Below are 25065 nucleotides of genomic sequence, written 5' to 3' on the forward strand. Positions count from 1 at the left end.
CGGCCATGGACGGCAAGATGCTCGCCCGGCTAGGCGCCGTCGTGTTCGTTGCGGTCGCGATCACTGCGACCGCCATCGAGATGAGCCGGAAGGAGGAAGCGCCCGAGGCGTGGCCGTCGGGCCGCGGGGCCGTGACTGCGGCTGACCCGTTGCGGGACGAACTGATCCGCTGCCAGGCGCTCGGCGAAGCGGGTCCCCGCGATTCGGCCTGCCTGCGGGCCTGGGCCGAAAACCGCAACCGCTTCCTCGCGCCCGGCGCGCGACCTGCCGAGCGACTGCCGGATATGCCCCCAGCGCCGCGAAACGACACCACGCGCCAACCGGGCAGCACCGATCAGCCGGCCTTGGAGCCCGCCCCGCTGATCGCGCCGCCGCAGCTAGACGAGGCGAGATAGCATTATGGGCGGCACCGGCGTCATCGACCACTTCCTCGAGGTCTTCACTCGCTACATCGACAGCGGTTTCGGTCTGCTCAGCGGCGAGGTCGCCTTCATCGCCACAACGCTGATCGTCATCGATGTAACGCTTGCGGCGCTGTTCTGGAGCTGGGGCGCCGACGACGACATCATGACGCGGCTGGTCAAGAAGACCCTGTTCGTCGGCGTCTTCGCCTACATCATCGGCAACTGGAACAACCTCGCCCGGATCGTCTTCGAAAGCTTCGCCGGCCTCGGCCTAAAGGCCAGCGGCACCAGCTTCTCGACCGCAGACCTCATGCGTCCCGGCAAGGTCGCGCAGACCGGGCTCGACGCCGGACGGCCGCTGCTCGACTCGATTTCCAGCCTGATGGGCTATTGGTCGTTCTTCGAGAATTTCATCCAAATCGCCTGCATGTTCCTCGCCTGGGCGCTGGTGCTGCTGGCCTTCTTCATTCTCGCCATCCAGCTCTTCGTCACACTTATCGAGTTCAAGCTGACGACGCTGGCGGGCTTCGTGCTGATCCCGTTCGGCCTGTTCGGCAAGTCGGCCTTCATGGCCGAGCGCGTGCTCGGCAACGTCATCTCCTCCGGCATCAAGGTCCTGGTGCTGGCCGTCATCATCGGCATCGGCTCGACCCTCTTCTCCGAGTTCACGTCCGGCTTCGGCGGCGCAACCCCCACCATCGACGAAGCGATGGCGATCGTGCTCGCCGCGCTGTCGCTGCTCGGCCTCGGCATCTTCGGTCCGGGCATCGCGAGCGGCCTCGTCTCCGGCGGCCCGCAACTCAGCGCCGGCGCAGCGGTCGGCACGGGCCTGGCCGCAGGCGGCATGGTCGCGCTCGGCGCTGGCGCCGTTGGCGCCGCAGCGTCGGGTGGCGCCGCGCTGGCCGGTGGCGCTGCCGCAGCCGCCCGTGGCGGCGCGGCAATAGCTGGCGGTGCATCCACCGCCTACAGCCTCGGCGCTGCCGGTCAATCCGGCGCGGCCGGAGTCGCTTCCGGGCTCGGGGGCGTTGCCCGTGCCGGCGGTAGCGCCGCCGTCTCACCACTGCGACGCGCCGCTTCGCGTGCCGCCGAAAGCATGCGTTCCAGCTTTAACGCTGGCGGCAAGGCCGCCTTCGAGGTGACGGGTGGCACGTCCACCGCGGGCTCGATCGGCGGTGACGCTGCCGGTGACAGCGCCGCTGCCGCCGGTTCCGCAAACGCCGGCGGTCCGCCGGCCTGGGCGCAGCGGATGCGGCGCTCGCAGCACATGACCCATGCCGTCCAGGCCACGGCCCATGCCGTCCGCTCAGGCGACGCCCATGGCGGCGGCTCTTCCGTCAATCTTTCCGAAGGCGATCGCTGATGTTCAAACGACCAACCACCCACTACGGCAAAGCCCCCGAGCCCGAGACGCCCTATCAGCGCGCCGCCCAGGTCTGGGATGAACGCATCGGCACCTCGCGCGTGCAGGCCAAGAATTGGCGACTGATGGCGTTCGGCTCGCTGATCCTGTCCGCTGGCTTTGCTACCGCGCTCGTCGTGCAATCGGCGCGGGGCACGATCGTGCCATGGGTGGTGCAGGTCGATCGGCTCGGCCAAGCCCAGGCCGTCGCGCCTGCCGTCGCCGACTACCGGCCGACCGATCCGCAAATCGCCTTCCACCTCGCGCGTTTTATCGAGCAGGTTCGCTCGATTCCGGCCGACGCCATCATCGTTCGCCAGAATTGGCTTCGCGCCTATGACTTCACGACCGATCGGGGGGCCATGGCGCTGAATGACTACGCCCGAGCGAATGATCCTTTTGCGAAGGTCGGTCGCCAGCAGATCGCCATTGATGTCTCCAGCGTCATCCGGGCTTCTCCCGACAGCTTCCGCGTCGCCTGGGTCGAGCGCCGATACGAGAACGGCCAGCTTGCCGAAACCACCCGCTGGACCGCGATCCTGACGATCGTGCTGCAGACCCCGCGCAACGCCGACCGGCTCAGGGCGAACCCGCTCGGCATCTACGTCAACGCCATCAACTGGTCACGGGAGCTTGGGCAATGAAGCCGTATTTCCGTAAAGCCGGAAACCCGGCTTCGCACACACTCGTATTTCCGGCTCTCCGTAGATCCGCTTTCCCCATGGCCCTGCTGGCGACAACCGCGCTCGCCGGCTGCGCCACCACCACTCCACCCCCGGAGATCTCCTACGACAACGCCGCTCCGGCGGTGCAGACGGTCGACCCGCCAGCGCCGGTGACCGTGGTCGAACTGCCCCGGCCGCTACCGCTGCCTGGCCAGTTGCAGCGCGTGCCGGAGACGCGCCGCGCGCCAGAGCCCACCGATCCCACCGCCAGGGTCAACCAGGCCAATGCCGCTGCGCGTATCCAGCCGGTGCGGGATGGCTTCATCAACTCGATGCAAGTCTATCCCTTCACGCAGGGCGCGCTCTATCAGGTCTACACCGCCGTAGGGCAGATCACCGACATCGCGTTGCAGCCCGGTGAGCAGCTCGTCGGCTCAGGGCCTGTCGCAGCCGGCGACACCGTGCGCTGGATCATCGGCGATACCGAGAGTGGTTCAGGCGCGACCCGCCAAATCCACATCCTCGTGAAGCCCACGCGGGCCGACCTGATGACGAACCTCGTCATCAACACCAACATACGCACCTATCACATGGAGCTTCGCTCGACCGAGCGGACCTATATGGCGTCCGTCTCATGGCAGTATCCACAGGACCAGCTCATCGCGCTGCGCCGTCAGAACGCCGAGGCGCAGGCCGCCCAGCCGGTTGCGAGCGGTGTCGATCTCGCCAACGTCAACTTCCGTTATGCGATCGAGGGCGATCGAGCGCCTTGGCGGCCACTGCGCGCCTTCGACGATGGCCGGCAGGTCTTCATCGAATTCCCTCGCGGCATTGGTCAGGGCGAGATGCCGCCGCTCTTCGTTGTCGGTCCCGAGGGCAACACGTCCGAGCTGGTGAACTACCGGGTTCGCGGCCACCACATGATCGTCGACCGCCTGTTCGCCGCCGCCGAGTTGCGCTTTGGTTCGGGAGATCGTCAGAAGCGCGTCCGCATCACCCGCACCGACGGGAGGTCGGCGTCGTGAGCGAGAACGAGCCCCGAAATGAGGAACTGCCCGAGGACGATGCAACGCCCTTGACCGGCGAGCCGGCAAGCCCCGCGCCGATGCGGCTGCGTGCCGAGCCGCCTCGGGTGACGCGACTGTCCCGGAAGGTTCTCGCTGGCCTCGGTCTCGCTACCAGCGTCGGACTTGGCGGCGCGCTGATCTATGCGCTCCAGACCCGCGACGTCGGTCGGCCCAACGAGGAACTCTATTCGACCGAGAACCGGTCGACCGCCGACGGCCTCGCCGGCCTGCCACGCGACTATAGCGGCGTTCCACGCTTGGGACCGCCGCTGCCTGGGGACCTCGGCCGCCCTATCGTCGGTGCCCAGGAACGTGGCCAGCCAGTGCCTGCGCCCGGCATCGCGACGCCCAATCCCGGGATCAGCCCGGAGGAGCAGCGACGCCTTCAGGAAATCGAGACCGCTCGCACCAGCAGGCTGTTTTCCGGCACTGAGACGCGCGCCGGAGCATCCTCAGCGGCACCCAGTATCGCTCCGCCACCGGCGCCCGACCTCGCGAGCCTTGGCCTGGCGCCGCCGCCGGCGACGCCATCTGCACAGGATCGTCAAAACGCCTTCCTCAACGCCGCACCGGACCGGCGCACAGTGTCTGCTGACCGGGTCGCAGCACCAGCGTCCCCCAACATTCTTCAAGCGGGAGCCGTAATCTCTGCCGCACTGATCACCGGCATCCGGTCCGACTTGCCGGGCCAGATCACCGCGCAGGTCACCGAGAATATCTACGACAGCCCGACCGGCCGCATTCTCCTCGTGCCGCAGGGCACACGGGTCATTGGCCAGTACGACAACGACGTGCAGTTCGGGCAAAGCCGAGTGCTGCTTGTCTGGAACCGGCTGATCTTTCCGAACGGTCGGTCGATCGTTCTCGAGCGCCAGCCTGGTACTGACGCCGAAGGTTACGCCGGCCTGCAGGACGGCGTCGACTATCACTGGTGGGATCTGGCGAAGGCGGCAGGCCTCTCGACGCTCCTCAGCGTCGGCGCGGAACTGGCCACAAACGACGACGACCGACTTATCAGCGCGATCCGCAACGGCGGGCAGGACACGATAAACGACGCTGGCCAGCAGATTGTGCGCCGCCAGCTCAATGTCGCGCCGACTCTGACGATCCGCCCCGGATTCCCCGTGCGCGTGATCGTCACTCGCGATCTGGTACTCGAACCCTATGGGAGCAGCTAATGGCCAAGTTGAAACTCACCGGACTACCGGACAGTAAGCCCGTCAAAGTGTCGCTGGAACTGCCGGCTCAAGTTCACCGCGGCCTTGTAGAGTACGCCGAGGTTCTAGGGCACGAAACCGGTCAGGCTATAGGTGATGCGACGCTTCTCATACCGCTGATGATCGAACGCTTCATGGCAACTGACCGCGCGTTTGCCAAAGCTCGCCAGATGAATCGTCGGCCCCAGGAGAAATTAGTTCGGGCCGAATAGTGCAGATGCGCTGTTCGCCGGCCTATGACGAGCGGCGGGCTTGCTCAAGCGCCGCATTGCCCTTGGCCTGACACCATCGACGCCCCAAGCATGGACGACAAGCTTCGCGTCGTTCGATCAGATCAAGACGACCTCATCCCTTGCTCCGGCTGGCCCGATTTGAGGCAAGCCGAAGGAATTTCTTCAACGCGGGATTGACGTTGTGCCTGGCCCACATCGCGCTTGTGGGGATTTTTTCGACCGGATCTCGCAGCGGACGGACCACAGCGCCAGGTACAAGCGCATCAACGGTCGACTCCCCTAACAAGGTGACGCCAAAACCCATGGTTACCAAGTGAACCAAATCCTCCCGGTTCACTTCATGCGTCACGACGTTCAAACGAGAGCCGATCTCGGCAGAGCGGCGTTGCAGATAGGCAAGCACTTCGGGCCCGGCCCCTGTCGCGGTCAAAATGAAGGTCTCATTCACAAGATCCTCCCAACCGACCGCCTGCTTCTCTGCCAATGCATGGGTGGTCGGCATCGCCAGCATCAGGTGCTCCTCCCAAAGCCGCAATGTCGCTATCCCGGCTATTGTCGGCTCGCCAACTACGATCGCTACATCGAGGCGACCGTCGACCAGCCGGGGAATATACTCGCTGCCGACACCTCGATGAACTCGTAGGTTGGTCTTTTGGTAGCGCTCCAAATACCCTCTAAAGAGATCCTGTGCGAGCTGCGACGAAAGTGTAGCCATCATAGCAACATCGAGGCTGCCGCCCTGATTATTCGCAATTGCGGCAACTGACTGCGCCGCTCGCGCTACGTGATCCATGCCCACACTGGCCGTTCTCAGAAACGTCTCCCCTGCCGCCGTTAGCCGGCAGCCTTTGCGGCTCCGCTCAAAAATGTCTGCGCCGAGACCGTCCTCCAGCGCGCGAATTCTTCGCCCCACCTGAGTCTGATGAATCCCCAGCAACGCCGCTGCTCTGCGAAAGCTACCTTGCTCGGCAGCCAGCAGCGCATAGTGGAGATAGCGCAGATCAAACACACGATCCGCCATCCCTCTTCTGGCGCGGTCAGCGGCTGACACGAAAGTGCAATCATCTGCGACTGCGCTGTACGGCTGAGCCACATTGCTTTCGTGACAGCCGCACTCCACGTCAGAAGGTCGCCGTCAGAGGATTGGGACCAATACGGCCGTCGGTCGCATTTAGCTTTCCAATGGCTACGAGCTCAGCTTCATCGAGACCAAAGCCGAACACATCGAAATTTTCGACGATGCGAGACGGTGTAACAGACTTAGGGATGACAACGAGCCCGTTGTCGATATGCCATCGGATGATGATCTGCGCGGGTGTTCTCTGGTGCCTTTCGGCGATCGAATTGATCACAGGATGGCCGAGCAGCGTGCCTTGTCCGAGAGGGCTCCACGACTGCGTCGCGATTCCGAGTTTTTCGTGGACATCGCGCAACTTGCGCTGCTGAAACCGCGGGTGCAGCTCGACCTGGTTGAGCACTGGCGCGACGCCGGTCGCGGAGATGATCTTGTTCAGGTGCTCGGCCTCGAAATTCGAAACACCGATCGACCTGACCAAGCCTTGTTCCTGCAGCCGGATGAAGGCTTTCCAAGTATCCACGTAGAGGCCTCGCTGCGGCGATGGCCAATGGATCAGGTAGAGATCGACATAGTCGAGACCCAATCGCTCTAGGCTTTCGTCGAATGCGCGCAGCGTCGCATCGTAACCCTGATCCTCATTCCAGAGTTTCGTGGTGATGAACAGGTTCTTACGGCCTATACCCGCCGCGCGAATGCCTTCGCCGACGCCGACCTCGTTGCGATAGATCGCAGCCGTGTCGATGTGACAGTAGCCCGCGCGCAGGGCCGTCTCGACTGACGGCCCTGCTACTTCTGGCGGCGTCTGCCAAACACCAAGGCCGATTTGCGGGATTGCTTTCCTGTCGTTCAGGAAAAGGCGCGGCTGCGATGCCGCGTAACCTCGCAGCTCCGACATGATCAGATCCTACTCTCTGGTGATGAAGGGCTCTCGCCCAATTTATGGTGCGGAGGCTGGGCCGACAGCGCGGCGAAGCCTTTCAGCGATTCAGCATGGATAGGTCGTGGTCATTGTACCTCGCGCCGGACACGCCACCGGCTCCAAGGACGCTATCGAGCTTCGCAGCCTGTTCGACTGTCAGCACCAGATTTGCTGCCCCGAGATTGTCTTCGAGATACCGGCGTCGTTTCGTCCCCGGGATCGGGACGATGTCGTCGCCAGCGCGCAGGACCCACGCTAGCGCAACCTGAGCGGCCGAGGCGCCGGCTTCCATCGCGACGTCCTGGACCAATCGTGCGATTTTCACGTTGGCGTCAAAATTCTCGGCCTGGAAACGCGGGTCGCCATTGCTGCGGAAGTCACCAGCTCCGTACTGCTCGGCGCGCTGCGCAGTCCCGGTCAGAAAGCCGCGCCCGAGCGGGCTAAACGGGACAAGGCCAATCCCGAGTTCACGGAGCGCCGGGATGATGCGGTCTTCGAGATTGCGCTCCCAGATGGAATATTCGCTTTGAAGGGCTGACACCGGCTGAACAGCGTGAGCTCGCCGAATCGCATCTTCGCCGGCTTCGGACATGCCGAAATACAGAACCTTGCCCTGAGCGATCAGCTCTTTGACCGTGCCGGCGACATCCTCGATTGGAACGCTCGGATCGACCCGATGCTGATAGAGCAGATCGATGCGGTCGGTCCGCAGCCGCTTCAATGAGGCGTCGACGACCTCCCGAATATGATCGGGGCGGCTATCGGTGCCAGCGCGGCGGCCGTCCTGGAGAAGGAAACCGAACTTCGTCGCGATGGTGACCTTCTCACGCCGGCCCTCGAGCGCACGACCGAGCAGCTCCTCATTGCTAAATGGCCCATAGGCCTCCGCGGTGTCGAAGAAGGTGCAGCCGAGCTCGATGGCACGGTGGATCGTCGCGATCGATTCATCGTCGTCGGATGCGCCGTAAGCCTGGCTCATGCCCATGCACCCGAGCCCGATCATCGATACTTCGAGGCCTTGGCGGCCCAGATTCCGCGTTCCAAGCATGGAATTTCTCCTGTTCATCTCCGGGACCTCGATGCTGCGACGAATACCGTCGCCGCAGCATCGGTCTGTCTGCTGACCTGTACCGTCGCGGCGGTGCGTTCGCCGCCATGGAGAACGACGAGCATCATCACGATCGCGGCCACGCAGATGGCGAGATCCGCGAGCGTCCGGCGACCAAGATTCTCGACGCTGTCGATCCGTTCGGCGATATACGACGGAATATCGCGCCGCTCGCCGCGCCACCCGGTGCCTGGATTACCGCCGCTCGTCTCCAGCGCGCCGTAACCGTGAGAGCAGCGCGTCATCGCGCCCTCCTTCAGGAATCCGCCGAGGCGCGCGACGTCGCCGCTTCCATCTGCCGAATTTGGTTGGCGCGGCCCTGGAGCCACCAAGTGGCCTGCACAGGGAAGGACCCATAGGGATTCGCCGGGTCCGCGGCACCCAACTGAGCTTCCGCGTGCAGCGGGAAGTTAGGATCGACGAGGGCTTCACGGCCAATGGCGACGATGTCGGCGTGGTCGTCTGCCACGACCGCCTCGGCCTGGTGGGCATCGACGATCAGGCCCACGGCTGCCGTGCTGATGCCGACCTCAGCGCGGACGCGCGAAGCATAGGGCACTTGGTAGCCGTAGCTCGACGGATACTCGTAGCGGGGGGCGATGCCGCCCGACGAGCAGTCGACAACGTCGACACCGAACGTTTTCAGCCGTCGCGCGAACTCGACCGTGTCGTCGATCGACATGCCCTCGCGCAAACCATCGACAGCGGAAACGCGGACGAAAAGCGGCTTGTCGTCGGGCATGACGTTGCGCACGGCCTCGACCACTTCCAGAGGAAACCGCATGCGGCCATCGATGTCGCTACCATATTCGTCGATACGATTGTTTGTGACGGGCGAAAGGAAGCTGTTGAGCAGATATCCATGCGCGCAATGCACTTCGACCACATCGAAGCCGGCGGCAAGGGCGCGGCTCGTCGCGGCGACGAACGCGGCCTTCACCTCATCCATCATGGCGCGGGTCAGCGCCGTCGGCTTCAGCCAGCCATCCGCATAGGGCTTGTCCGATGCGGAGACGACGGGCCAAGGATCCTCTCCGCGATCGAAGTCGGCCTGCGAAAGCGGCCCATTGCCTTCCCACGGGCGCTGGCTTGCCGCCTTCGGTCCCGCATGTGCGAGTTGAATGGCGGCGACCGCTCCCGACGCCTTCAGCGCCGTCGCGATGCGCGCCAGGCCGTCGACATGGGCATCAGACCAGAGACCAAGATCGCCATGTGTGATGCGCCCTTCAGGAAGAACGGCGGTTGCCTCAACCATGACGAGGCCAAAGCCTCCCATCGCGAAGCGGCCGAGATGAACGAGGTGATAGTCGCTCGCGAACCCGTCGCGTGCCGAGTATTGGCACATCGGAGAGACAGCGAGGCGATTGCGCAGCGTGACGCTGCGCAGAGGAAGGGATTCGAACAGTTTCACGGGAGCATTCCTTCAACAAGCGATGACAGCCGCGCCTAGTGCTGGGCAGCGGCGCTTTCGGCAGTCAGACCTTCACGGCAACGGTGGTGACCATCGCGGAACGCCGCAGGTCCATCTCGCCTTCGAGAACCTCGGGAAGCGCGGCGACAAAGGCCTTCATGTACGGAAGCTCGAAGTGCGCGGTCAGGTCGGACGCGTCCTTCCAATTCTCGTAGAGCACCCAGACGTCGGGATCCTCGTTCGAGCGGTGCAGGTCATAGTTGATGTTGCCAGGCTCAGCGCGCGCCGGCTCGACGAGCGTCCAAAGGCGCCGGCCGAGTTCATCGCCCATGCCTTTCTTGGCCCGGATGAAAGCGATCAGCGTAAGCTGCGTGCCGTTTGAAGGCGTCGGAACGCTGGAGGAAGATTGCGTGGTCATCATTCAGTCTCCAATTGGCTTGGCCGGCGACGCGCTCCCGTTGAGATTGCGCGTCGCCGTCAGGCGTGGGCGACGCCCGGATCAGCGGCACTCGGCCAGCGAGGTCGGGTCCGTGGTGGCCGGAGCGGAGCGCGGCTGCGGGTCGAGGTCCTGGACGAAGTGCAGGCCGCCTTCGGTAATCGGACGGACCAGATTGCGATCGAACATTGAGAAGAGCGCCACGGTGTAAGGGCGGGCGAAGTGGCTGTTCACCGCGGCCTCGTTGCGCCACACCTCGTAGAGGACATAGCCTCGCTCGCTGCCCAGCGTCTTATGCACGTTGAAGGTGATGTTGCCGGGCTCGAGGCGCGAGCAACTCACCGAGCGGCGGAAAACACGCTCGAACTCAGCTTCGGCACCAGGCTTCACCTCAAAGTTGACGATGATGGCGACCTCGCCGTTCGGGCTAGGCTGCAGCGCGATCTGCGCGTTGGCGGCCTGCGAGGACAGAAATGCACCCGCAGCGACGACGGTGCTGAGCGCGATCTTCTTGAGCATGTTCATCGGGTTTCTCCTGAAATTGGTTGATTAAGGTCGCGACGTTCCGTTCATCGCAGCGCGGGGCTGCGATGTCGGGCATCGCCGTTCGTTGTGGATCAGGCGATCGTGTAGCCGCCGTCGATCAGCAGGCCGTGGCCCGAGATGAACGAGGCATCGTCCGATGCCAGGAAGGCCACGACCGTGGCCATCTCCTCCGGCGTCCCCGCGCGGCCCGGGACCGTGGTGGCGGCGAAGGCGTACTTCGCCTCGGCACTCGGCCAGATGCGGTCCTGGAACGGCGTATCGATGATGCCCGGATTGATGGCGTTCACTCGGACGCCCTGCTTGAACAGCTCGATCGCTGCCGTCTTGGTCAGGCCGAGGACAGCGTGTTTGCTGGCGATGTAGAGGCCGGCATTCGCGAAGCCGATCACACCACCCATGGAGGCGTTGTTGATGATCGTGCCGCCACCCTGCGCCAGCATCGCCTTGGCCTCGTGCTTCATCGACCAGAACACGCCGCGCACATTGGCATTGAAGACCGTGTCGTAAGTCTCGTTGGTCTGTTCGACGAACGGGGTGAACGCACCCTCGGTGCCGGCGTTGTTGAAAGCGACGTCGATGCGGCCGTAGGTCGAAATCGTTTTGGCGACGAGGTCGATCACGCTCTGCTCAACGTTCACGTCGGCCACGACGGCCGTGGCTTCGAAGCCCTCGCTCTTGATCTCGGCCACAAGGGCCTCGATCTCGGCGCCGCGGCGAGCGCTGGCGATCACCTTGGCGCCGCGGCGGGCGAGTTCGATTGCGGTGGCGCGACCAATGCCGGAGCTGGCGCCAGTCACGAGGGCAACTTTACCTTCGAGGGTCTTGAGGGGAGTCTTGCTCATTTCGATCTCCATCCATTGAATTGTTCAGCCGGGCGGGGCGCCAACTGATGGAGCCGATCTTCCGGTGCCACTTACTTACGTCTTCGGGACAGATATGATTAGACGATGAATTCTGATCAGAGTAGTGAATGTGGGATAGCAATAGGACGTCCCCCATGCACGGCACCGAACTCGCTGAGCTTTCCATTTTTCTGGCGGTGGCGCGCTTCAGGAGCTTCAAGCAAGCCGCTGTCGATCGAGGCGTCGCTGCATCGGCAATCAGCCATTCAATTCGCAATCTCGAGGAGCGCGTCGGCGTCCGACTCTTTCACCGCACGACGCGCAGCGTTTCTCTCACGGAGGCGGGCGAGCGCTTTCTCTCGGAGCTCCACCCTGCCTTCGGTCAGATCGAGAAGGCCCTCGACAGTCTCAATTCGTTTCGCGGCACGCCGTTTGGAACGGTGCGGATCAATATTCCGAACTCGATCGCGCCTTTCGTCCTGCACAACGTGATGGGACCATTGCTGAAGCAGAATCCTGGCCTGCATCTCGATATCGTGGCCACGGATCGCCTGGTCGACATCGTGGAGGATGGCTTCGACGCAGGCATCCGCTTCGGCGAACGGCTCATGCAGGACATGATCGCCGTGCACATCAAGCCGACGCTCCGGTTCGCAGTCGTCGGCTCGCCGGACTATCTGCACGGACGCAGCATGCCAGAGAAGCCTGCCGATCTACGCGACCATTCGTGTATCCGATATCGGTATCCCAGCGGAGCAATCTACAATTGGCAATTTGAGAAGGACGGCGAGGCCATCGACGTCGAGGTAGACGGTCCAATCACGCTCGACGATCAGGAGCTTATGGTCGAATCCGCTCTCCAAGGATGCGGCCTCGCCTACGTCTGGGACAATCGCGTGATGCAGCACCTGGCGAGCGGCGCGCTCATACGCTGTCTGGACGATTGGTGCGCTCCCGATGATGGGCTGTTCTTGTACTATCCAAGCCGGCGTTACCTGTCTGCCGGGCTTCGCGCCGTCATCGACATGCTGAAAGCTTGAGAACGGCGAAGCGCCGATCTGCTCCTAGGCGCATTTCATCACACCGTTAATTGATACACGGCTTGGCCGTCAGATCCTGAAGCCGCCTGTAACCGCGAGATTGTGGCCGCTGACCATTGCAGCTCCATCCGAAAGAAGGAACGCAACCGCGCCGGCCATGTCCGATGGTCGCGGGAGCTTGCCCATCGGCGACTGCTTGTAGAACGCCTGTCGCAGTTCTTCCGTCATGTGTGTGAAGATCCCCGCGCCCTCTACCGCGCCCGGATCGAGCGAGTTGACAGTAATTCCGCGAGGGCCAAGTTCGAGCGATAGGACTTGGACCATAAGGCGTATCGCTGCTTTGGTAGCAGCGTAGACGCCCGAGCCCGGTGGCGGGTAACTGGCGATCGTAGAGGCTGTGGCAATGACGCGGCCGCCATCGATAACCGTCCGAGCGGCCTGCTGAAGTGTAAAGAACGTGCCTTTGAAATTGATATCGACGACCCTGTTGAGTTCGTCTTCCGTCATTTCAGCGAATGGCGCTTCTACATTCTCCACGCCAGCATTGGCTAAAACACCGTATATCTCCCCGAACCGCTCCGTCGCGGCGGCAAACAGCTCCTCGACGCTGTCGCGGCGCCGGGCGTCACCCTTGAAGATCAAGCACTCCCGACCCGCCCCGGAGATTGCGACCCGCGTCGCCTCGGCTGCCGCATCATCCGAGGAATAGCTGAGCGCTAAATTATATCCAAGGCGCCCCAAATGCTCAGCAACGGCGCGTCCGACGCCTTTTGTGCCGCCAGTAATGATCACCGTTTTGGGGTCTGCCGTCAAAACCGTACCTTTCGAAGGGATCTGTATTCAAGAAAAGAAGGCTCAATGTGGGGACGCTAAATCTCGACCCAGCGAGACAGCGCGAGATTGCGTCGCCTATTCGTCGTAGACCACCAATCCGACAGACACGGCCGGTCCGGCGCGTTCGCGAATCTCGGTAGCTTCCGCCGACGAAAATCCTCCACACAACTCAATGATCTCGACGCCGTCCTCGACGAGGCGATCTACAGCAGTCAGTGCATCGGCGAGCGCGGTCACACCCACAACTCGCGTGTGAAATTCCGGCGACTCCAAGGTCGCCTGATGCGTCGCCATTTGATAGCCAGGCGCCTTGATCACGAAAGCGTAGTTGGTCTGCGGCACGTCGTGCTCTCCCTTCGGTTACACATCGACCTGAAATTGCTTCCAACGGACCATGCGATTGCGGAGATCGACGGTTCTTCCGTCGATCGAAAAGGTTCCGTCGCCGTTGTGATGCAACGTGCGGCGCTCTCGGCGCGAGTCATTGATCGTGATGGCCTTCACCGCGAGGATGAAGAGACTGTAGCGGTCGACCATTGCATCGTCGGCAACCGTGCATTCGATGTTCGCGACGCACTCTGCGATGGATGGCGGCTTCACGGCTCGCGACGGAAGGGTGGTGAGGTGGAAGCGCTCGAACTTGTCGGTGTCGGCGCCTGAGCAATTTCCGATATCAACGACCTTGGAAGCCAGGTCGGCGCCGGGAATCGAAATCACGCACTCCCCTGTCTCGCGTAGGGCGGCAAAGCTGTGGTCCCACGGCCCGATGACGCACCCGACGAGCGGAGGGTCGTGCTGGATCATCATATGAAAGCCCATGGTCATCACATTGGCCCGCCCTCGGTCGGCCGTCGTGACCAGCACGATTGGCCCAGCTTCCAGCAGCCGATAGGCCTTACCACCGGGAATCTCTCTCATCGAAGGCTCTTTCATCTGCGATCTCGCCCCCCGTTTGCGCGGAATGTTCTTTCATTTGCCGGGCATTTTCTCAGACTATGAAAGACCGGAATCCCGGATGCTCCTCCCTTGGGTCACATCAGTTTGAAGGCATCGGGACTCAACACGCGGCGGCTCACCGTCACGACCAGCGGACCATCGGCCTCGGATGCGTCGCGCACGGCGTGCCATTCGGTGTCGGCGTAAAAGGCCGCCCACTTCGAAGCCATGTCCTGTTCTGAATCGAACTTCAACACGTATACGAGCTCGTTGATCGTATCTTGGCCAAAGGTCGTCAGGGACATGAATACCACTTCCATGCCGTGCTTCTTGAAGAGCCGGAAGGAATCGTCGTTGAAGCGCTTGACCATCGCGGGCATCTTACCCGGCACAGTCTTGTATTCTCTAAGTTCGTAGATCATCGTATTTTCCTGCTAGCGCGAGTCTCATTGTCGGGGCGCGGCGCCGCGAGCATTCACAGCGCCGCGCGCGCTTTAGAGGTTGACCATCGACAGCTCATTGTCGCGATAGCGCTGTCCCTCGACCTTGTTGCTTTCGACCGCAGCCTCAATGGCGGCGAGATCGGCTTGGTCCAGGTCGAGGGAGACGGCTCCGATGTTCTCTTCCAGGCGCGACCGCTTCCTCGTGCCGGGGATCGGAACGATCCAGGGCTTCCGCGCGAGAAGCCACGCGAGCGCGAGTTGGCCGGGCGTGGCGCCCTTCGGCTCAGCGATTGCCTTCAGCGTTTCCACGAGGGCGGCGTTCTTCTGCAGGGCCTCCGCCGTGAAGCGGGGATTTCCCGCGCGGAAGTCATCGGCAGCGAACTTCGTGTCGGCGCTGAACGCGCCGGTAAGAAAGCCGCGGCCAAGCGGGCTGTAGGGTACAAAGCCTATGCCGAGTTCTTCGAGCGCCGGGAGAACCTCGGCCTCGGGATCACGAGACCACAGCGAATACTCGCTCTGGACCACCGTCACCGGCTGGACCGCGTGTGCCCGGCGGATGGTCGACGCGCTGGACTCCGACAGACCGAAATGCCCGACCTTGCCGGCCTTGATAAGGTCGGCGACCGCGCCGGCGACATCCTCGATCGGCACATCAGGATCGACACGATGCTGATAGAAGATATCGATATGATCCGTGCGCAGGCGCTTCAGCGAAGCATCCGCGACTTCCTTGATATGCTCGGGGCGACTGTCCAGGCCGATCGGCCACGCGCCCCCGGCGGGGTCGAGCTTCCAGCCAAACTTTGTTGCGATGACGACCTTGTCGCGCACGGGTTCGAGCCCCTCGCCGAGCAGTTCCTCATTGACCAGTGGGCCATACACTTCGGCGGTATCGAAGAGCGTGACCCCAAGATCGACCGCATCGCGGAGCAGCTTGATCATCTCGCTGCGGTCGCCCGGAGCACCGTATGCCCAGCTCATGCCCATGCAGCCGAGGCCCAGCGCGGAAACCTCGAGACCTGAACTACCGAGAGTTCGCTTCTTCATATGTAACTCCTTTAATTGGCGCGGATGATCAGGCGGACATCACTCAAGGCTGGATCGCCCTCGAGATGAAGTCCTCGAATTCCGGACCGAAGGGCGGCCGGAGAAGATTGACTGCCGCCACGCCTGCCTCGCCGGGCGCCTGCCGGTAGATGGCCCGCGCATGACTGAAAGTGCGAAAGCCCTCGATGCCGTGGTAGGCGCCCATGCCGGAGTCGCCGATCCCACTGAAAGGCAGGTCTTCGCAAAATACGTGCGCCATCACATCGTTGATGGTCACGCCGCCTGAGGCTGTCCCGTCCAGCACCTTGCGCGCCGTCTCGTCATCCTCGCCGAAATAGTAGAGCGCGAGCGGACGCGGGCCTGATCTGATCTGCCGGGTCACGTCCTCAAGGTCGTCATAGGTGAGGATCGGAAGCAGCGGCCCGAAGATCTCCTCCTGCATGACGCCCATGTCCATCGTGACATTGAGCAGCAGGGTCGGCGGGAAGCGCCGGGAATTGCCGGAAGCGCCCGGTGCAAGCGCCTGAATGATCTCCGCGCCCTTGGCGCGGGCGTCGTCGACGAGCGCGGTGAGCCGCTGAAAGTGGCGTTCATTGATGATCGAGCTGTAGCGAGGCGAGTCCACGCCCTCTGGAAACATCTTGCCGCAATCCTCGGCACAGGCGTCCGCGAACGCCCGCTCCGTGCCCGCCGGCACGAACACGTAATCGGGCGAGAGACAGATCTGGCCGGCATTGCGCGCCTTGACCGTCATGATCCGTCTCGCCGCTTCGGCGAGATCGAACTGCCTGGTCACGATCACCGGCGATTTGCCGCCGAGTTCCAGGGTCACAGGCGCCAGATTATCCGCCGCGGCGCGCATCACATGCTTCGCGACACCCGTGGAGCCGGTGAAGATCAGATGGTCGAAGGGTGCTTCCGAAAAAATCGCACCCCGCCCTTCGCCGCCGAGCACGGTGCTGACTTCGTTCGGAGAGAACGCTTCGCCGATGAGCGACGCGAGCAGTTCCGAAAAACGCGGTGTGAATTCCGACGGTTTCAGGATCGCACGGTTGCCGGCTGCCAGAATCCCGCCCAGCGGGCTGAGGAGGAGCGTGATAGGATAGTTCCAGGGTCCGATGACGCCGACCACGCCAAGCGGCGTGTATTCGACCCCTGCCTCGCCGCCCGGCGTAATCGAATGCCGCGCCTCGGGCTGCATCCAGGTCTGAACATTCTCCGCAGCAAATTTCAGCGCCGACGCGGCAGCCAGGATATCGACGAGCGTTTCCTCGCGGGCACGGTGGCCGAAGTCGTCAGAGATCGCGGTGACGAACCGGTCCTTGTTCTGGGCAAGGAGCGACACGACACGCCGGATGCGATCGACACGCGTTTGAGCGGTCGGAAGGCCGTCAGCCTCGTAAGCCGAACGCTGCGACAGCACGAGGGAATTGAGTTCGCTTTTGAACGCACTGAGATCACCGGGCACCGTCTCTCTCCTCAACAACTTGATTGATCTTCGGCGTCGTCTACTTTCTGGACGCCGCAGGCCGAAGGTCTTCACCGCCGATCCAGGGTCGGTGCCCTCCGATCGTGTAGGCGCCATCGACCAGGATGTTTTGCCCCGTGACGAACGATGCGGCGTCCGAGCAAAGGAACACGGCTACTTCAGCGACCTCGCTTGCCTCGCCGAGCCTCCGCGCGGGCGTATGGTCGGTGATGGGGCGCTGTGTGATCTCGTCCATGAAGCGCCGCGTCATCGCGGTTTCAATCACGCCAGGATTGACATTGTTGACGCGTATGCCCTCGCTTGCTGTCTCTACGGCGAGTGCTCGCGCCATGCTGTCGAGAGCCGCCTTGCTGGCGGAATAAATCGACGATCCCGGGAGCGCGCCGTGGGCAAGCCAGGATGAGGTATTGACGATTGCACCACCGTGCCCCTGCCGCTGCATTTGCACGATCTCCGCTCGGCAGCACAGCCACACGCCGCGAAGGTTCACGTTCATCGTTGCATCGAAATCTGCCGGGCTGAGTTGGCCAACCGGACCCCACGCACCTTCCGTGCCCGCATTGTTAAATGCTGCGTCCAGTTGACCGAAGTGGGCAACCGTCCGATCGATGAGCGCGGCGACCTGATCCGGGTCCGATACATCCGTAGGCACTGCCAGCGCCGAGCCACCGAGCGTCTCGATCTCGGCGGCCACAGAGGCCAGCTCTTCCGGACGGCGGCCAGCGATGGCGACCTTGGCACCGCGACGAGCAAAGAGGTGGGCAGCCGCGCGACCGATGCCGCTGCCGCCGCCCGTGACAAGGGCGACCTTGCCAGCAAAATCCTGAGCCATTTTTTGTCTCCTTTTTCGCATGCCTCCTGACGCGAGGCCGTCACCCATCCGGCGACGCTAGTCCCGATGAACGACTGATCGGAGGGGCATCATGCGATACGGCTCACAATTACGGCTCGCTCCCCTTGATGACAAAAGGTGATTTCAGTATGCGGTGATGAATGGAATAGGATAATCATGGCCCCACCCACGCTCCCGCATCTCGTCACCTTTCTCGCCGTTGCTAGGCTGCTGAGCTTTCAGAAGGCATCCAGCGAGTTGAACCTTTCGACCTCCGCCGTGAGCCATGCCATCCGGACCCTCGAAGAACGGCTTGGGGTGAGCCTGTTCAATCGGACGACCCGCAGCGTTGCCTTGACTGAGGCGGGCGAGCATCTTCTCGGTCGCCTCGAACCTCTGCTCAACGATGTGGGCGGTGTGGTGGACGAGATGAATCTGTTTCGAGACCGCCCCTCAGGTCGCTTGCGAATCAATACGTCGCGCTATGCGGCCCACCTCGTCGTCGTACCCCTGATGGCACGCTTTCTTGCGGCATTTCCCGACATCACGCTCGACATCGTGGACGACAATGGAATCGTCGACATTGTCGGCGCTGGCTTCGACGCTGGAATCCGCTTTCTGGAAAGCGTTCCGGAAGACATGGTCGTTGTTCCACTTGGCAGAGATTGCCGCTTCGCGGCGGTCGCCACCCCAGCCTGGTTCGAAGCCAACGGACCAGTGCTACACCCCAACGACCTGCTTCCCCATGAATGCGTTCGCTACCGCTTTCCGAGCGGCCGCATTTTCCGGTGGGAGTTCGAAAAGGACGGGCAGCGCATCGATCTCGACGTCAAGGGTCGCGTGTCGGTAGGCGATCAGGATCTCGCTCTCGCCGCCGCGATCGACGGCATCGGGCCGGCATTCATTTTTGAGGACGTTGCGCGGGATGCGATTGCGTCAGGCCAATTGGTCCGCGTGCTGGACGACTGGTGCCCACGATTTGCAGGACCCGTACTCTACTATCCGCAGCAGCGCCGCGTTTCTTCGGCACTGCGGACCTTCATCGATATGGCGCTTGGTCACGGGTGATCGGGAAAGTCACCGCTGAAGTTCGCCGCTGACAGGCTCGCGACAATGTCGGGCCGAGGTGCCAGTTCGCACGCGAAAGCGCCCTTTCTTAAAAGTGACATTATCCGATCTGCCTCAACACCTCGTCCTGTTCTTTCCTTTTGATCCAAGCCTGACGCCGCCTCATAAGTTAATCGGACCACAGAAACGCGAGGAAACTAACCGCGCGCGCGACTACACGCGAGGTCTGCATGACTAAGTAAAATCGGTCCGTGAAGGATGGGAGAAGGAGGAAGTATTGGCAGATCAACGAGTAGCAATCATTACAGGAGCATCTCGCGGAATTGGTGCGGCGGTTGCCGAACGTCTTGCCAAGGATGGCTTCACTGTCGCCATCAACTATGCTGGCAGCGCTCCAGAGGCCGAGGCGCTCGCGGGCAAGATAGTCAGCACTGGCGGCAAGGCGCTCACGGTGCAGGCAGACGTCAGTGATCCAAAGGCTGTTCTGCGGATGTGGGACAAGGTCGAAAGCGATGTGGGCGGCGTCGATGTACTGGTGAACAATGCCGGCATCATGAAGCTGGCGAAGATCGCCGAGGGCGACGACGCGCTGATCGACAGCCAGATCGCCATCAACCTGAAGGGCAGCCTCTACACCATGCGCGAGGCAGCCAAGCGGCTTCGTGACGGCGGCCGGATCATCAACTTCTCGACCAGCGTGGTCGGCCTCAAGCTTGAGACCTATGGCGTCTATGCCGCCACCAAGGCTGCGATCGAATTGCTGACCGGCGTCCTCTCCAAGGAGCTGCGTGGCCGCAGCATCACCGTCAACGCCGTGGCGCCGGGACCGACGGCCACCGCGCTGTTCCTCAATGGAAAGTCGCCCGAACTCATCGATCGCATGTCGAAGATGAACCCGCTGGAGCGGCTCGGCACGCCCGAGGACATCGCCAACGCTGTGGCGTTCCTGGCCGGTCCCGACGGCGGCTGGATCAATGGCCAGGTGCTGCGCGCCAACGGCGGCATGGTCTGAACCGCAGACAGACGACGTCAACTCTCTCTTTGGGAAGGATCGCGGTTCATGAGCAACAAAATCATCCTCGTCACGGGTTCGTCGAGCGGCTTCGGCCGGCTGACCGCCGAAGCCCTGGGCCGCGCCGGCCACACCGTCTACGCCTCGATGCGCGACGTCGCCGGTCGCAACGCCAACAACGCCGCCGAACTGTCGGCCATCGCCGGCAGCGACATCCGCCCGATCGAACTCGACGTGCAGGCCGAACCATCGGTCAACGCCGCGATCGAGAAGATCATCGCCGAGAGCGGCCAGATCGATGTCGTCGTCCACAATGCCGGTCACATGATGTTCGGCCCCGCCGAGGCCTTCACGCCCGAGCAGTTCGCGCAGCAATACGACGTCAACGTGCTCGGCACCCAGCGGGTCAACCGCGCGGCGCTGCCCCACATGCGCGGCCGCCGCGAAGGCCTGCTGGTCTGGGTTTCCAGCTCCAGCTCGGCCGGCGGCACGCCGCCCTATCTGTCGCCCTATTTCGCGGCCAAGGCGGCGATGGACTCGCTCGCGGTCCTCTACGCCCGCGAACTTGCCCGCTGGGGCATCGAGACGACGATCGTCGTCCCCGGCGCCTTCACCAAGGGCACGAACCACTTTCCGAACTCCGGCCGCCCCGCCGACCAGGCGCGTCTCGCCGAGTATGAAGCCGGCCCCTATGCCGGGTTCGGCGAGCAGGTCCAGAAGGCCTTCGCCGAGATCGTTCCCGACGACGCCGATCCGGCGCCGGTCGCCGAGATGATCGCCGAGGTCGTCGACATGCCGTTCGGCGAGCGCCCGTTCCGGATCCACTACGATCCGACCGAGGACGGTGCGAGCGTCGGCTTTGCGGTCCTCGACCGCCTGCGCGCCGAGATGCTCCACCGCGTCGGTCTGTCCGACCTGCTGAAGCCGCACGCAGCACGCCACGACTGAGGGGCACCACAGCGAATGGGCCGCCCTCAGCGCCCCTCCCGCTTCATTTTCCAAAAACAGAAAACGATTTGCCAATGGCTTCTGTTTTTTTCCGGATGTGGAGGAGCCAAATTCTGATCAACACGAGCGCCAGATGGTGATCGTCACAACCAAGAAGGAGAAATCCCATGAGCAAGCAGCAGCACGAAGAAGTCGCCAGAACCTGGTTCGCGGCCTTGGGTAAGGGCGATACCGAGACGATGTCGAAGATCAGCACGGACGACCTGACCTGGTGGATCGTGCCCGGCAACAAGTTTTCCGGCACACATACGAAGGCGCAGTTTCTCGGCAATCTCGCTATGCTGTTCGAGAACGCCGCCGGTCCCCTGACGCTCGAATTCCGGGAGATCACCGGCGAGGACGACCGGCTGTCGATCGTCGCGAAGGGCGACCTGCCGATGAAGGACGGCCGCCGCTACCAGAGCAACTATCATTTCCTACTGCACTTCCGCGACGGCAAGCTCGCGAGCGGCAAGGAGTTTCTGGACACGCTGCATGTCAATGAGATCTTCGGGGCACCCGAAGACGGCAACGCGAATGTCGCAATCCTAACCCGCTATCTCGACGCCCTTCATCATGGCGACAAGGACACCATGGCGAGCATGCTGGCCGAGGACGCCCGCTACTGGATTCTGCCGGGCACGATGTTCTCCGGAACCTACGACAAGCCAAACTTCCTCACACTGGTGGACAAGCTCGTCGAAGCCCAGTCCGCTCCGCTGGAACTCCAGATTGACGAGGTGACGGCGCAGGGCGACCGCGTGGCGATCGTCGTACGCGGACACATGCCCCTCAAGGCCGGCGGCAGCTACGACAACATCTACCATTGGCTGTTCACCTTCCGGGACGGCTTAATCGTCGATGTGAAGGAGTTCTTCGACACCATGGCCGTCCGTAAGGCCTTCGGCGCTCCGGAAGAGATCGCGGCGGCGTAAGGACCGCTGGGTGGCCTGAGACGGTCCGAGGTCCTTCCTCGAGTTGCTCGACCCCCGACAGGCCATCCTCACACCACTTTGAATCATCGACGCGGAACAACGATGTCGCCCGTCCAATGGAGGCAATGATGAAATACAAAACTCTTGGAAATACTGGCCTGCTGGTTTCGCAGCTTTGCCTTGGCACCATGACGTTCAGCGGCGGCAACGGCGTCTACAAGCTTATCGGCAGCGTCAATCAGGCTGGCGCCGACGAGCTGGTGAAGGCGAGCATCGACGCCGGCATCAATTTCTTCGACACCGCGGATGTATACTCGGATGGTGAGAGCGAAGAGACGCTCGGCCAATCTTTTCGCAACCTCGGGATTGCGCGAAAGGACTTCGTTCTGGCGACGAAGGCGTACAGCCGCATGGGCCAAGGGCGCAACGACGTCGGCGCCTCACGCGGCCACATCATGGACGCGATCGACGCCAGCTTGCGACGCCTTCAGACCGATCACATCGACCTCTACCAAATCCATGCGACGGACACGCTGACACCGACCGAAGAGACGCTGCGTGCGCTCGACGACCTCGTCCGTCAGGGCAAGGTTCGCTACATCGGCGTTTCCAACTGGCAGGCTTGGCGCATCGCGACTGCGCTTGGAATTTCGGCGCGCCTCAATCTGGCTCGCTTCGAGACCCTGCAGGCCTACTATTCGATAGCCGGGCGTGACCTCGAACGAGAACTCGGCCCGCTCCTCGACGCGGAAAAGATGGGCCTGCTCGTTTGGAGCCCGCTCGCTGGCGGACTCCTATCGGGCAAGTTCAGCCGCGACAACCAGTCGCCCGAGGACTCTCGTCGCTCTGAATTCGACTTCCCGATCGTCGACAAGGAGCGCGCGTGGAACGTCATCGACGTGCTGCGCCCGATCGCCGATGCGCACGGCTGCAGTCCGGCACGGATCGCACTCGCCTGGCTACTATCGAGGCCGGTTGTGACGTCTGTCATCGTCGGCGCGAAGCGGCTGAGCCAACTCGAGGACAATATCGCGGCGGTCGACATCACGCTGAGCGAGGAAGAGATCAGCAAGCTCGACGCAGTCAGCGAACTGCCCCCGGAATATCCCGGCTGGATGCTAGCTGCGCAAGGCGCGGACCGTCTGGCTCCTGTTGACCTATGGGCCGACAAGACCGCGTCCGCGTGACCATGTGCCCGGACGCCAAACGCGGCCGGGCCACTCGCCAGTGAGGGTGTCATGCGCCACTTCCTGCTCTTGTACGAATACGGGTCCGACTTTGAAGTTCGCCGCGCAGAGGTCCGCGAACAGCATCTCTCGAGAGCCTGGGCCGCGAGCGCTCGTGGCGAACTGATGCTCGCCGGCGCTCTTGCCCCGCCTGTCGACACTGGCGTCCTGCTCTTCAGGGCGGATGACGCGGCGACCGCCGAGGACTTCGCCCGATCGGACCCCTACGTAACCAACGGCCTGGTGAAGGCGTGGCGTGTGCGGGAATGGATGACCGCGGTTGGCGACGAGGCGGCATCCCCTGCTGGCAAGCCATCCGATACCAAGGAGAAGGACCATGAGTAATCGACTTGAGGGCAAGATCGCCGTTGTCACCGGCTCGGCCAGAGGCCTCGGCGCGGCAATCGCGCGCCGTTTCGCTGCCGAAGGCGCGTCAGTGGTCGTCAACTACGCGACCAGCCAAGCACAGGCGGAAAGGGTCGTCGGCGACATCGTCGATGCCGGCGGCCGTGCCGTCGCCATCAAGGGCGACATGCGTGACCCGGCCGAGGTCGAACATCTCTTCGCGGAAGCCAACCGAGCGTTCGGCCGCATCGATATTCTGGTTAACAATGCCGGGCTCTACGATTTCCAACCGCTGGAGAACATCTCGATCGAGTTGTTCCGCAAGCACATGGAGCTGAACGTCTTCGGCTATCTACTCGCCGTCAAGGAGGTGGTGAAGTACATGCCGGACGGCGGCAGCATCGTGAACATGAGCTCGACGATCACGATGTTCGGCGCGCCGGGCTCCTCCGTCTATGCGGCGAGCAAAGGGGCGATCGACGGCCTTACCCGGTCACTCTCCAATGAGCTCGCACCGCGCAAGATCCGGGTCAACGCGATCAAGCCGGGCGTGGTCGATACCGACGGAGTCCAGGCCGGAGGATTTCTCCAGTCCGACTTCGGACCGGCAATCATCTCGCAGACGCCGCTGCGCCGGCTGGGTGTGCCCGACGATATCACACCCACCGCAGTCTACCTGGCCTCCGATGAATCGAGCTGGACCACGGGCGAATTCTTCGTACTCGCCGGCGGTCATCGCTGATCTGCGAGCCCCTTCGTCAATCGCGCACGAAAGAAGATGTTATGATCGAACCGACGACTTTGAAGTCGCAGATTGACGGATTTGAGTTCACGGCCCTGCATGCATCACCGGGAGCCACCCGCAGAGGAGGCATCATCGTCCTTCAGGAGGTGTTCGGCCTCGACGAAGCTGTCCGGGGGGACGTTGCTCGATGGGCTGGCCTCGGCTTTGAGGTCATCGCGCCTTCGTTGTTCGATCGGCAGGAGCGCGGATTCGTCGCAAACCACGATGCCGAAGGCTTGAAGATTGGGCTCCGCTACGCGACGGAAAATGGCGATGACAATCCGATATCCGATGTACAGGCCTGCATTGACGCTCTGAAGCGCAGAGGGCCTGTCTTCCTCGTCGGGTATTGCTATGGCGGCACCATTACGTGGCGCGCCGCTGCCCGGACCAAGGGCCTCGCCGCGGCATCAAGCTACTATGGAGCAGGCGTCGCCGCGTCGGCAGAGATGACGCTTTCATGCCCCATCATCTGCCATTTCGGGGCCAAAGATCCCTACATCTCGGCTGAAGCTAGCGTTATCGCCATTTCTTCCGCACACCCAGACGTGCCCGTCCATGTCTACGAGAATTCGGGGCACGGATTCAACAATGAGGGCCCGGACGCCGATCCCGCCGATGTGCGTTTGGCGCGGGAGCGGACGCTGAAATTTTTCGAGGCCAACGGGAACGATTGACGTGGCTCGCGTCGAATTCGCGGGAGCAATACCGACGCCAGCTTCCTGAGCCTTCTTGAAATACCGCAATGGCGGGAGCTTCACG

General features: G+C 62.7%; 30 protein-coding genes. 15 read left to right on the top strand and 15 right to left on the bottom strand.

Annotated features, from left to right (window positions below):
- Positions 1 to 5: 5 nt before the first annotated feature.
- The 6 genes from trbK-alt to RBJ75_RS08490 are packed head-to-tail and all read left to right on the top strand — an operon-like array spanning position 6 to position 4964.
- A complete protein-coding gene (trbK-alt, locus tag RBJ75_RS08465) occupies positions 6 to 395 on the top strand; it encodes a putative entry exclusion protein TrbK-alt (protein WP_044416200.1) in 390 nt (129 codons plus the stop codon).
- A 4-nt stretch (positions 396 to 399) separates the two neighbouring features.
- Complete coding sequence (trbL, locus tag RBJ75_RS08470) at positions 400 to 1764, top strand: P-type conjugative transfer protein TrbL (RefSeq protein ID WP_276156542.1); 1365 nt, start codon at positions 400 to 402, stop codon at positions 1762 to 1764.
- On the top strand, positions 1764 to 2447 hold the full coding sequence (gene trbF, locus RBJ75_RS08475; protein WP_276156541.1) for a conjugal transfer protein TrbF: 684 nt from the start codon (positions 1764 to 1766) through the stop codon (positions 2445 to 2447). The genes trbL and trbF overlap by 1 nt, the downstream gene beginning before the upstream one ends.
- A complete protein-coding gene (gene trbG, locus RBJ75_RS08480) occupies positions 2444 to 3493 on the top strand; it encodes a P-type conjugative transfer protein TrbG (protein WP_044414493.1) in 1050 nt (349 codons plus the stop codon). Before trbF ends, trbG begins: the two co-directional genes overlap by 4 nt.
- Positions 3490 to 4713 carry a TrbI/VirB10 family protein gene (locus RBJ75_RS08485; protein ID WP_276156540.1) on the top strand — a complete coding sequence of 408 codons (1224 nt, stop codon included), beginning with the start codon at positions 3490 to 3492 and terminating at the stop codon, positions 4711 to 4713. Before trbG ends, RBJ75_RS08485 begins: the two co-directional genes overlap by 4 nt.
- On the top strand, positions 4713 to 4964 hold the full coding sequence (locus tag RBJ75_RS08490; RefSeq protein WP_044405648.1) for a DUF2274 domain-containing protein: 252 nt from the start codon (positions 4713 to 4715) through the stop codon (positions 4962 to 4964). The genes RBJ75_RS08485 and RBJ75_RS08490 overlap by 1 nt, the downstream gene beginning before the upstream one ends.
- 133 nt (positions 4965 to 5097) lie before the next feature.
- On the opposite strand, the gene RBJ75_RS08495 is transcribed toward RBJ75_RS08490, so the two are convergent.
- The 8 genes from RBJ75_RS08495 to RBJ75_RS08530 form a co-directional block, all read right to left on the bottom strand.
- Complete coding sequence (locus tag RBJ75_RS08495) at positions 5098 to 6006, bottom strand: LysR family transcriptional regulator (protein ID WP_044405647.1); 909 nt, start codon at positions 6004 to 6006, stop codon at positions 5098 to 5100.
- 100 nt (positions 6007 to 6106) lie between these two features.
- On the bottom strand, positions 6107 to 6958 hold the full coding sequence (locus RBJ75_RS08500; protein ID WP_044405646.1) for an aldo/keto reductase: 852 nt from the start codon (positions 6956 to 6958) through the stop codon (positions 6107 to 6109).
- 82 nt (positions 6959 to 7040) lie between these two features.
- A complete protein-coding gene (locus RBJ75_RS08505) occupies positions 7041 to 8030 on the bottom strand; it encodes an aldo/keto reductase (RefSeq protein WP_044405645.1) in 990 nt (329 codons plus the stop codon).
- A 14-nt stretch (positions 8031 to 8044) separates the two neighbouring features.
- Complete coding sequence (locus RBJ75_RS08510) at positions 8045 to 8335, bottom strand: hypothetical protein (protein WP_044405644.1); 291 nt, start codon at positions 8333 to 8335, stop codon at positions 8045 to 8047.
- An 11-nt stretch (positions 8336 to 8346) separates the two neighbouring features.
- Positions 8347 to 9501, bottom strand: coding sequence for an NADH:flavin oxidoreductase/NADH oxidase (locus RBJ75_RS08515; RefSeq protein WP_044405643.1), 1155 nt, complete (start codon positions 9499 to 9501; stop codon positions 8347 to 8349).
- A gap of 64 nt (positions 9502 to 9565) precedes the next feature.
- Positions 9566 to 9922, bottom strand: coding sequence for a putative quinol monooxygenase (locus RBJ75_RS08520; RefSeq protein ID WP_234707308.1), 357 nt, complete (start codon positions 9920 to 9922; stop codon positions 9566 to 9568).
- Between the two features lie 78 nt (positions 9923 to 10000).
- Positions 10001 to 10462: a putative quinol monooxygenase gene (locus RBJ75_RS08525; RefSeq protein ID WP_052628806.1), complete on the bottom strand. Its 462-nt coding sequence runs from the start codon at positions 10460 to 10462 to the stop codon at positions 10001 to 10003.
- 92 nt (positions 10463 to 10554) lie between these two features.
- Entirely contained in the window at positions 10555 to 11337 is a 783-nt protein-coding gene (locus RBJ75_RS08530) for an SDR family NAD(P)-dependent oxidoreductase (RefSeq protein ID WP_080900859.1), read from the bottom strand.
- A 143-nt stretch (positions 11338 to 11480) separates the two neighbouring features.
- Here RBJ75_RS08530 and RBJ75_RS08535 point away from each other — a divergent pair, with 143 nt between their 5' ends.
- Positions 11481 to 12365: a LysR family transcriptional regulator gene (locus tag RBJ75_RS08535; RefSeq protein ID WP_044405642.1), complete on the top strand. Its 885-nt coding sequence runs from the start codon at positions 11481 to 11483 to the stop codon at positions 12363 to 12365.
- A 69-nt stretch (positions 12366 to 12434) separates the two neighbouring features.
- Here RBJ75_RS08535 and RBJ75_RS08540 read toward each other — a convergent pair whose 3' ends face one another.
- The 7 genes from RBJ75_RS08540 to RBJ75_RS08570 all read right to left on the bottom strand — a co-directional run bounded on the left by RBJ75_RS08540 (position 12435) and on the right by RBJ75_RS08570 (position 17946).
- The gene (locus tag RBJ75_RS08540; protein ID WP_044405641.1) at positions 12435 to 13178 is read right to left on the bottom strand and encodes an SDR family NAD(P)-dependent oxidoreductase; all 744 of its coding nucleotides are present in this window, start codon (positions 13176 to 13178) and stop codon (positions 12435 to 12437) included.
- Between the two features lie 96 nt (positions 13179 to 13274).
- Entirely contained in the window at positions 13275 to 13541 is a 267-nt protein-coding gene (locus RBJ75_RS08545; protein ID WP_052628805.1) for a DUF6506 family protein, read from the bottom strand.
- An 18-nt stretch (positions 13542 to 13559) separates the two neighbouring features.
- A complete protein-coding gene (locus tag RBJ75_RS08550; protein ID WP_276156539.1) occupies positions 13560 to 14117 on the bottom strand; it encodes a flavin reductase family protein in 558 nt (185 codons plus the stop codon).
- Positions 14118 to 14230: 113 nt separating this feature from the next.
- The gene (locus tag RBJ75_RS08555) at positions 14231 to 14557 is read right to left on the bottom strand and encodes an NIPSNAP family protein (RefSeq protein ID WP_044415525.1); all 327 of its coding nucleotides are present in this window, start codon (positions 14555 to 14557) and stop codon (positions 14231 to 14233) included.
- Positions 14558 to 14629: 72 nt separating this feature from the next.
- Positions 14630 to 15625, bottom strand: coding sequence for an aldo/keto reductase (locus tag RBJ75_RS08560; RefSeq protein ID WP_044415527.1), 996 nt, complete (start codon positions 15623 to 15625; stop codon positions 14630 to 14632).
- Positions 15626 to 15668: 43 nt separating this feature from the next.
- Positions 15669 to 17093 carry a coniferyl aldehyde dehydrogenase gene (locus RBJ75_RS08565; RefSeq protein ID WP_044415528.1) on the bottom strand — a complete coding sequence of 475 codons (1425 nt, stop codon included), beginning with the start codon at positions 17091 to 17093 and terminating at the stop codon, positions 15669 to 15671.
- A gap of 40 nt (positions 17094 to 17133) precedes the next feature.
- Complete coding sequence (locus tag RBJ75_RS08570; RefSeq protein ID WP_044415540.1) at positions 17134 to 17946, bottom strand: SDR family NAD(P)-dependent oxidoreductase; 813 nt, start codon at positions 17944 to 17946, stop codon at positions 17134 to 17136.
- A gap of 177 nt (positions 17947 to 18123) precedes the next feature.
- Here RBJ75_RS08570 and RBJ75_RS08575 point away from each other — a divergent pair, with 177 nt between their 5' ends.
- From RBJ75_RS08575 to RBJ75_RS08610, 8 genes are all read left to right on the top strand, one after another.
- A complete protein-coding gene (locus tag RBJ75_RS08575; RefSeq protein ID WP_044415529.1) occupies positions 18124 to 19014 on the top strand; it encodes a LysR family transcriptional regulator in 891 nt (296 codons plus the stop codon).
- Between the two features lie 277 nt (positions 19015 to 19291).
- The gene (locus tag RBJ75_RS08580; protein ID WP_276156538.1) at positions 19292 to 20026 is read left to right on the top strand and encodes an SDR family oxidoreductase; all 735 of its coding nucleotides are present in this window, start codon (positions 19292 to 19294) and stop codon (positions 20024 to 20026) included.
- Positions 20027 to 20074: 48 nt separating this feature from the next.
- A complete protein-coding gene (locus tag RBJ75_RS08585) occupies positions 20075 to 20974 on the top strand; it encodes an SDR family oxidoreductase (protein WP_317528888.1) in 900 nt (299 codons plus the stop codon).
- A gap of 167 nt (positions 20975 to 21141) precedes the next feature.
- Positions 21142 to 21948 carry a nuclear transport factor 2 family protein gene (locus RBJ75_RS08590; protein WP_160297945.1) on the top strand — a complete coding sequence of 269 codons (807 nt, stop codon included), beginning with the start codon at positions 21142 to 21144 and terminating at the stop codon, positions 21946 to 21948.
- Positions 21949 to 22076: 128 nt separating this feature from the next.
- Positions 22077 to 23135, top strand: a complete 1059-nt coding sequence (locus RBJ75_RS08595; RefSeq protein ID WP_044413969.1) for an aldo/keto reductase — start codon at positions 22077 to 22079, stop codon at positions 23133 to 23135.
- A 51-nt stretch (positions 23136 to 23186) separates the two neighbouring features.
- Positions 23187 to 23519: a YciI-like protein gene (locus RBJ75_RS08600; protein ID WP_044413954.1), complete on the top strand. Its 333-nt coding sequence runs from the start codon at positions 23187 to 23189 to the stop codon at positions 23517 to 23519.
- A complete protein-coding gene (locus RBJ75_RS08605) occupies positions 23455 to 24261 on the top strand; it encodes a glucose 1-dehydrogenase (RefSeq protein ID WP_317528891.1) in 807 nt (268 codons plus the stop codon). The genes RBJ75_RS08600 and RBJ75_RS08605 overlap by 65 nt, the downstream gene beginning before the upstream one ends.
- Before the next feature lie 41 nt (positions 24262 to 24302).
- Positions 24303 to 24980: a dienelactone hydrolase family protein gene (locus RBJ75_RS08610; protein ID WP_044413960.1), complete on the top strand. Its 678-nt coding sequence runs from the start codon at positions 24303 to 24305 to the stop codon at positions 24978 to 24980.
- Positions 24981 to 25065 lie beyond the last annotated feature (85 nt).

The sequence above is a fragment of the Rhodopseudomonas sp. BAL398 genome, from assembly GCF_033001325.1.
In the GTDB taxonomy this organism is placed as follows: domain Bacteria; phylum Pseudomonadota; class Alphaproteobacteria; order Rhizobiales; family Xanthobacteraceae; genus JARJEH01.

Bases quoted from the DNA above. Each gene is read 5' to 3' on its own strand.
- RBJ75_RS08550 (WP_276156539.1), bottom strand. From the start codon at position 14,117: ATGAGAGAGATTCCCGGTGGTAAGGCCTATCGGCTGCTGGAAGCTGGG.
- RBJ75_RS08500 (WP_044405646.1), bottom strand. From the start codon at position 6,958: ATGTCGGAGCTGCGAGGTTACGCGGCATCGCAGCCGCGCCTTTTCCTG.
- RBJ75_RS08510 (WP_044405644.1), bottom strand. From the start codon at position 8,335: ATGACGCGCTGCTCTCACGGTTACGGCGCGCTGGAGACGAGCGGCGGT.
- trbK-alt (WP_044416200.1), top strand. From the start codon at position 6: ATGGACGGCAAGATGCTCGCCCGGCTAGGCGCCGTCGTGTTCGTTGCG.
- RBJ75_RS08530 (WP_080900859.1), bottom strand. From the start codon at position 11,337: ATGGAGATCGAAATGAGCAAGACTCCCCTCAAGACCCTCGAAGGTAAA.
- RBJ75_RS08535 (WP_044405642.1), top strand. From the start codon at position 11,481: ATGCACGGCACCGAACTCGCTGAGCTTTCCATTTTTCTGGCGGTGGCG.
- RBJ75_RS08600 (WP_044413954.1), top strand. From the start codon at position 23,187: ATGCGCCACTTCCTGCTCTTGTACGAATACGGGTCCGACTTTGAAGTT.
- RBJ75_RS08570 (WP_044415540.1), bottom strand. From the start codon at position 17,946: ATGGCTCAGGATTTTGCTGGCAAGGTCGCCCTTGTCACGGGCGGCGGC.
- RBJ75_RS08525 (WP_052628806.1), bottom strand. From the start codon at position 10,462: ATGAACATGCTCAAGAAGATCGCGCTCAGCACCGTCGTCGCTGCGGGT.
- RBJ75_RS08490 (WP_044405648.1), top strand. From the start codon at position 4,713: ATGGCCAAGTTGAAACTCACCGGACTACCGGACAGTAAGCCCGTCAAA.
- RBJ75_RS08585 (WP_317528888.1), top strand. From the start codon at position 20,075: ATGAGCAACAAAATCATCCTCGTCACGGGTTCGTCGAGCGGCTTCGGC.
- RBJ75_RS08555 (WP_044415525.1), bottom strand. From the start codon at position 14,557: ATGATCTACGAACTTAGAGAATACAAGACTGTGCCGGGTAAGATGCCC.
- RBJ75_RS08505 (WP_044405645.1), bottom strand. From the start codon at position 8,030: ATGCTTGGAACGCGGAATCTGGGCCGCCAAGGCCTCGAAGTATCGATG.
- RBJ75_RS08495 (WP_044405647.1), bottom strand. From the start codon at position 6,006: ATGGCGGATCGTGTGTTTGATCTGCGCTATCTCCACTATGCGCTGCTG.
- RBJ75_RS08595 (WP_044413969.1), top strand. From the start codon at position 22,077: ATGAAATACAAAACTCTTGGAAATACTGGCCTGCTGGTTTCGCAGCTT.
- trbL (WP_276156542.1), top strand. From the start codon at position 400: ATGGGCGGCACCGGCGTCATCGACCACTTCCTCGAGGTCTTCACTCGC.
- trbF (WP_276156541.1), top strand. From the start codon at position 1,764: ATGTTCAAACGACCAACCACCCACTACGGCAAAGCCCCCGAGCCCGAG.
- RBJ75_RS08560 (WP_044415527.1), bottom strand. From the start codon at position 15,625: ATGAAGAAGCGAACTCTCGGTAGTTCAGGTCTCGAGGTTTCCGCGCTG.
- RBJ75_RS08520 (WP_234707308.1), bottom strand. From the start codon at position 9,922: ATGATGACCACGCAATCTTCCTCCAGCGTTCCGACGCCTTCAAACGGC.
- RBJ75_RS08610 (WP_044413960.1), top strand. From the start codon at position 24,303: ATGATCGAACCGACGACTTTGAAGTCGCAGATTGACGGATTTGAGTTC.
- RBJ75_RS08575 (WP_044415529.1), top strand. From the start codon at position 18,124: ATGGCCCCACCCACGCTCCCGCATCTCGTCACCTTTCTCGCCGTTGCT.
- trbG (WP_044414493.1), top strand. From the start codon at position 2,444: ATGAAGCCGTATTTCCGTAAAGCCGGAAACCCGGCTTCGCACACACTC.
- RBJ75_RS08590 (WP_160297945.1), top strand. From the start codon at position 21,142: ATGAGCAAGCAGCAGCACGAAGAAGTCGCCAGAACCTGGTTCGCGGCC.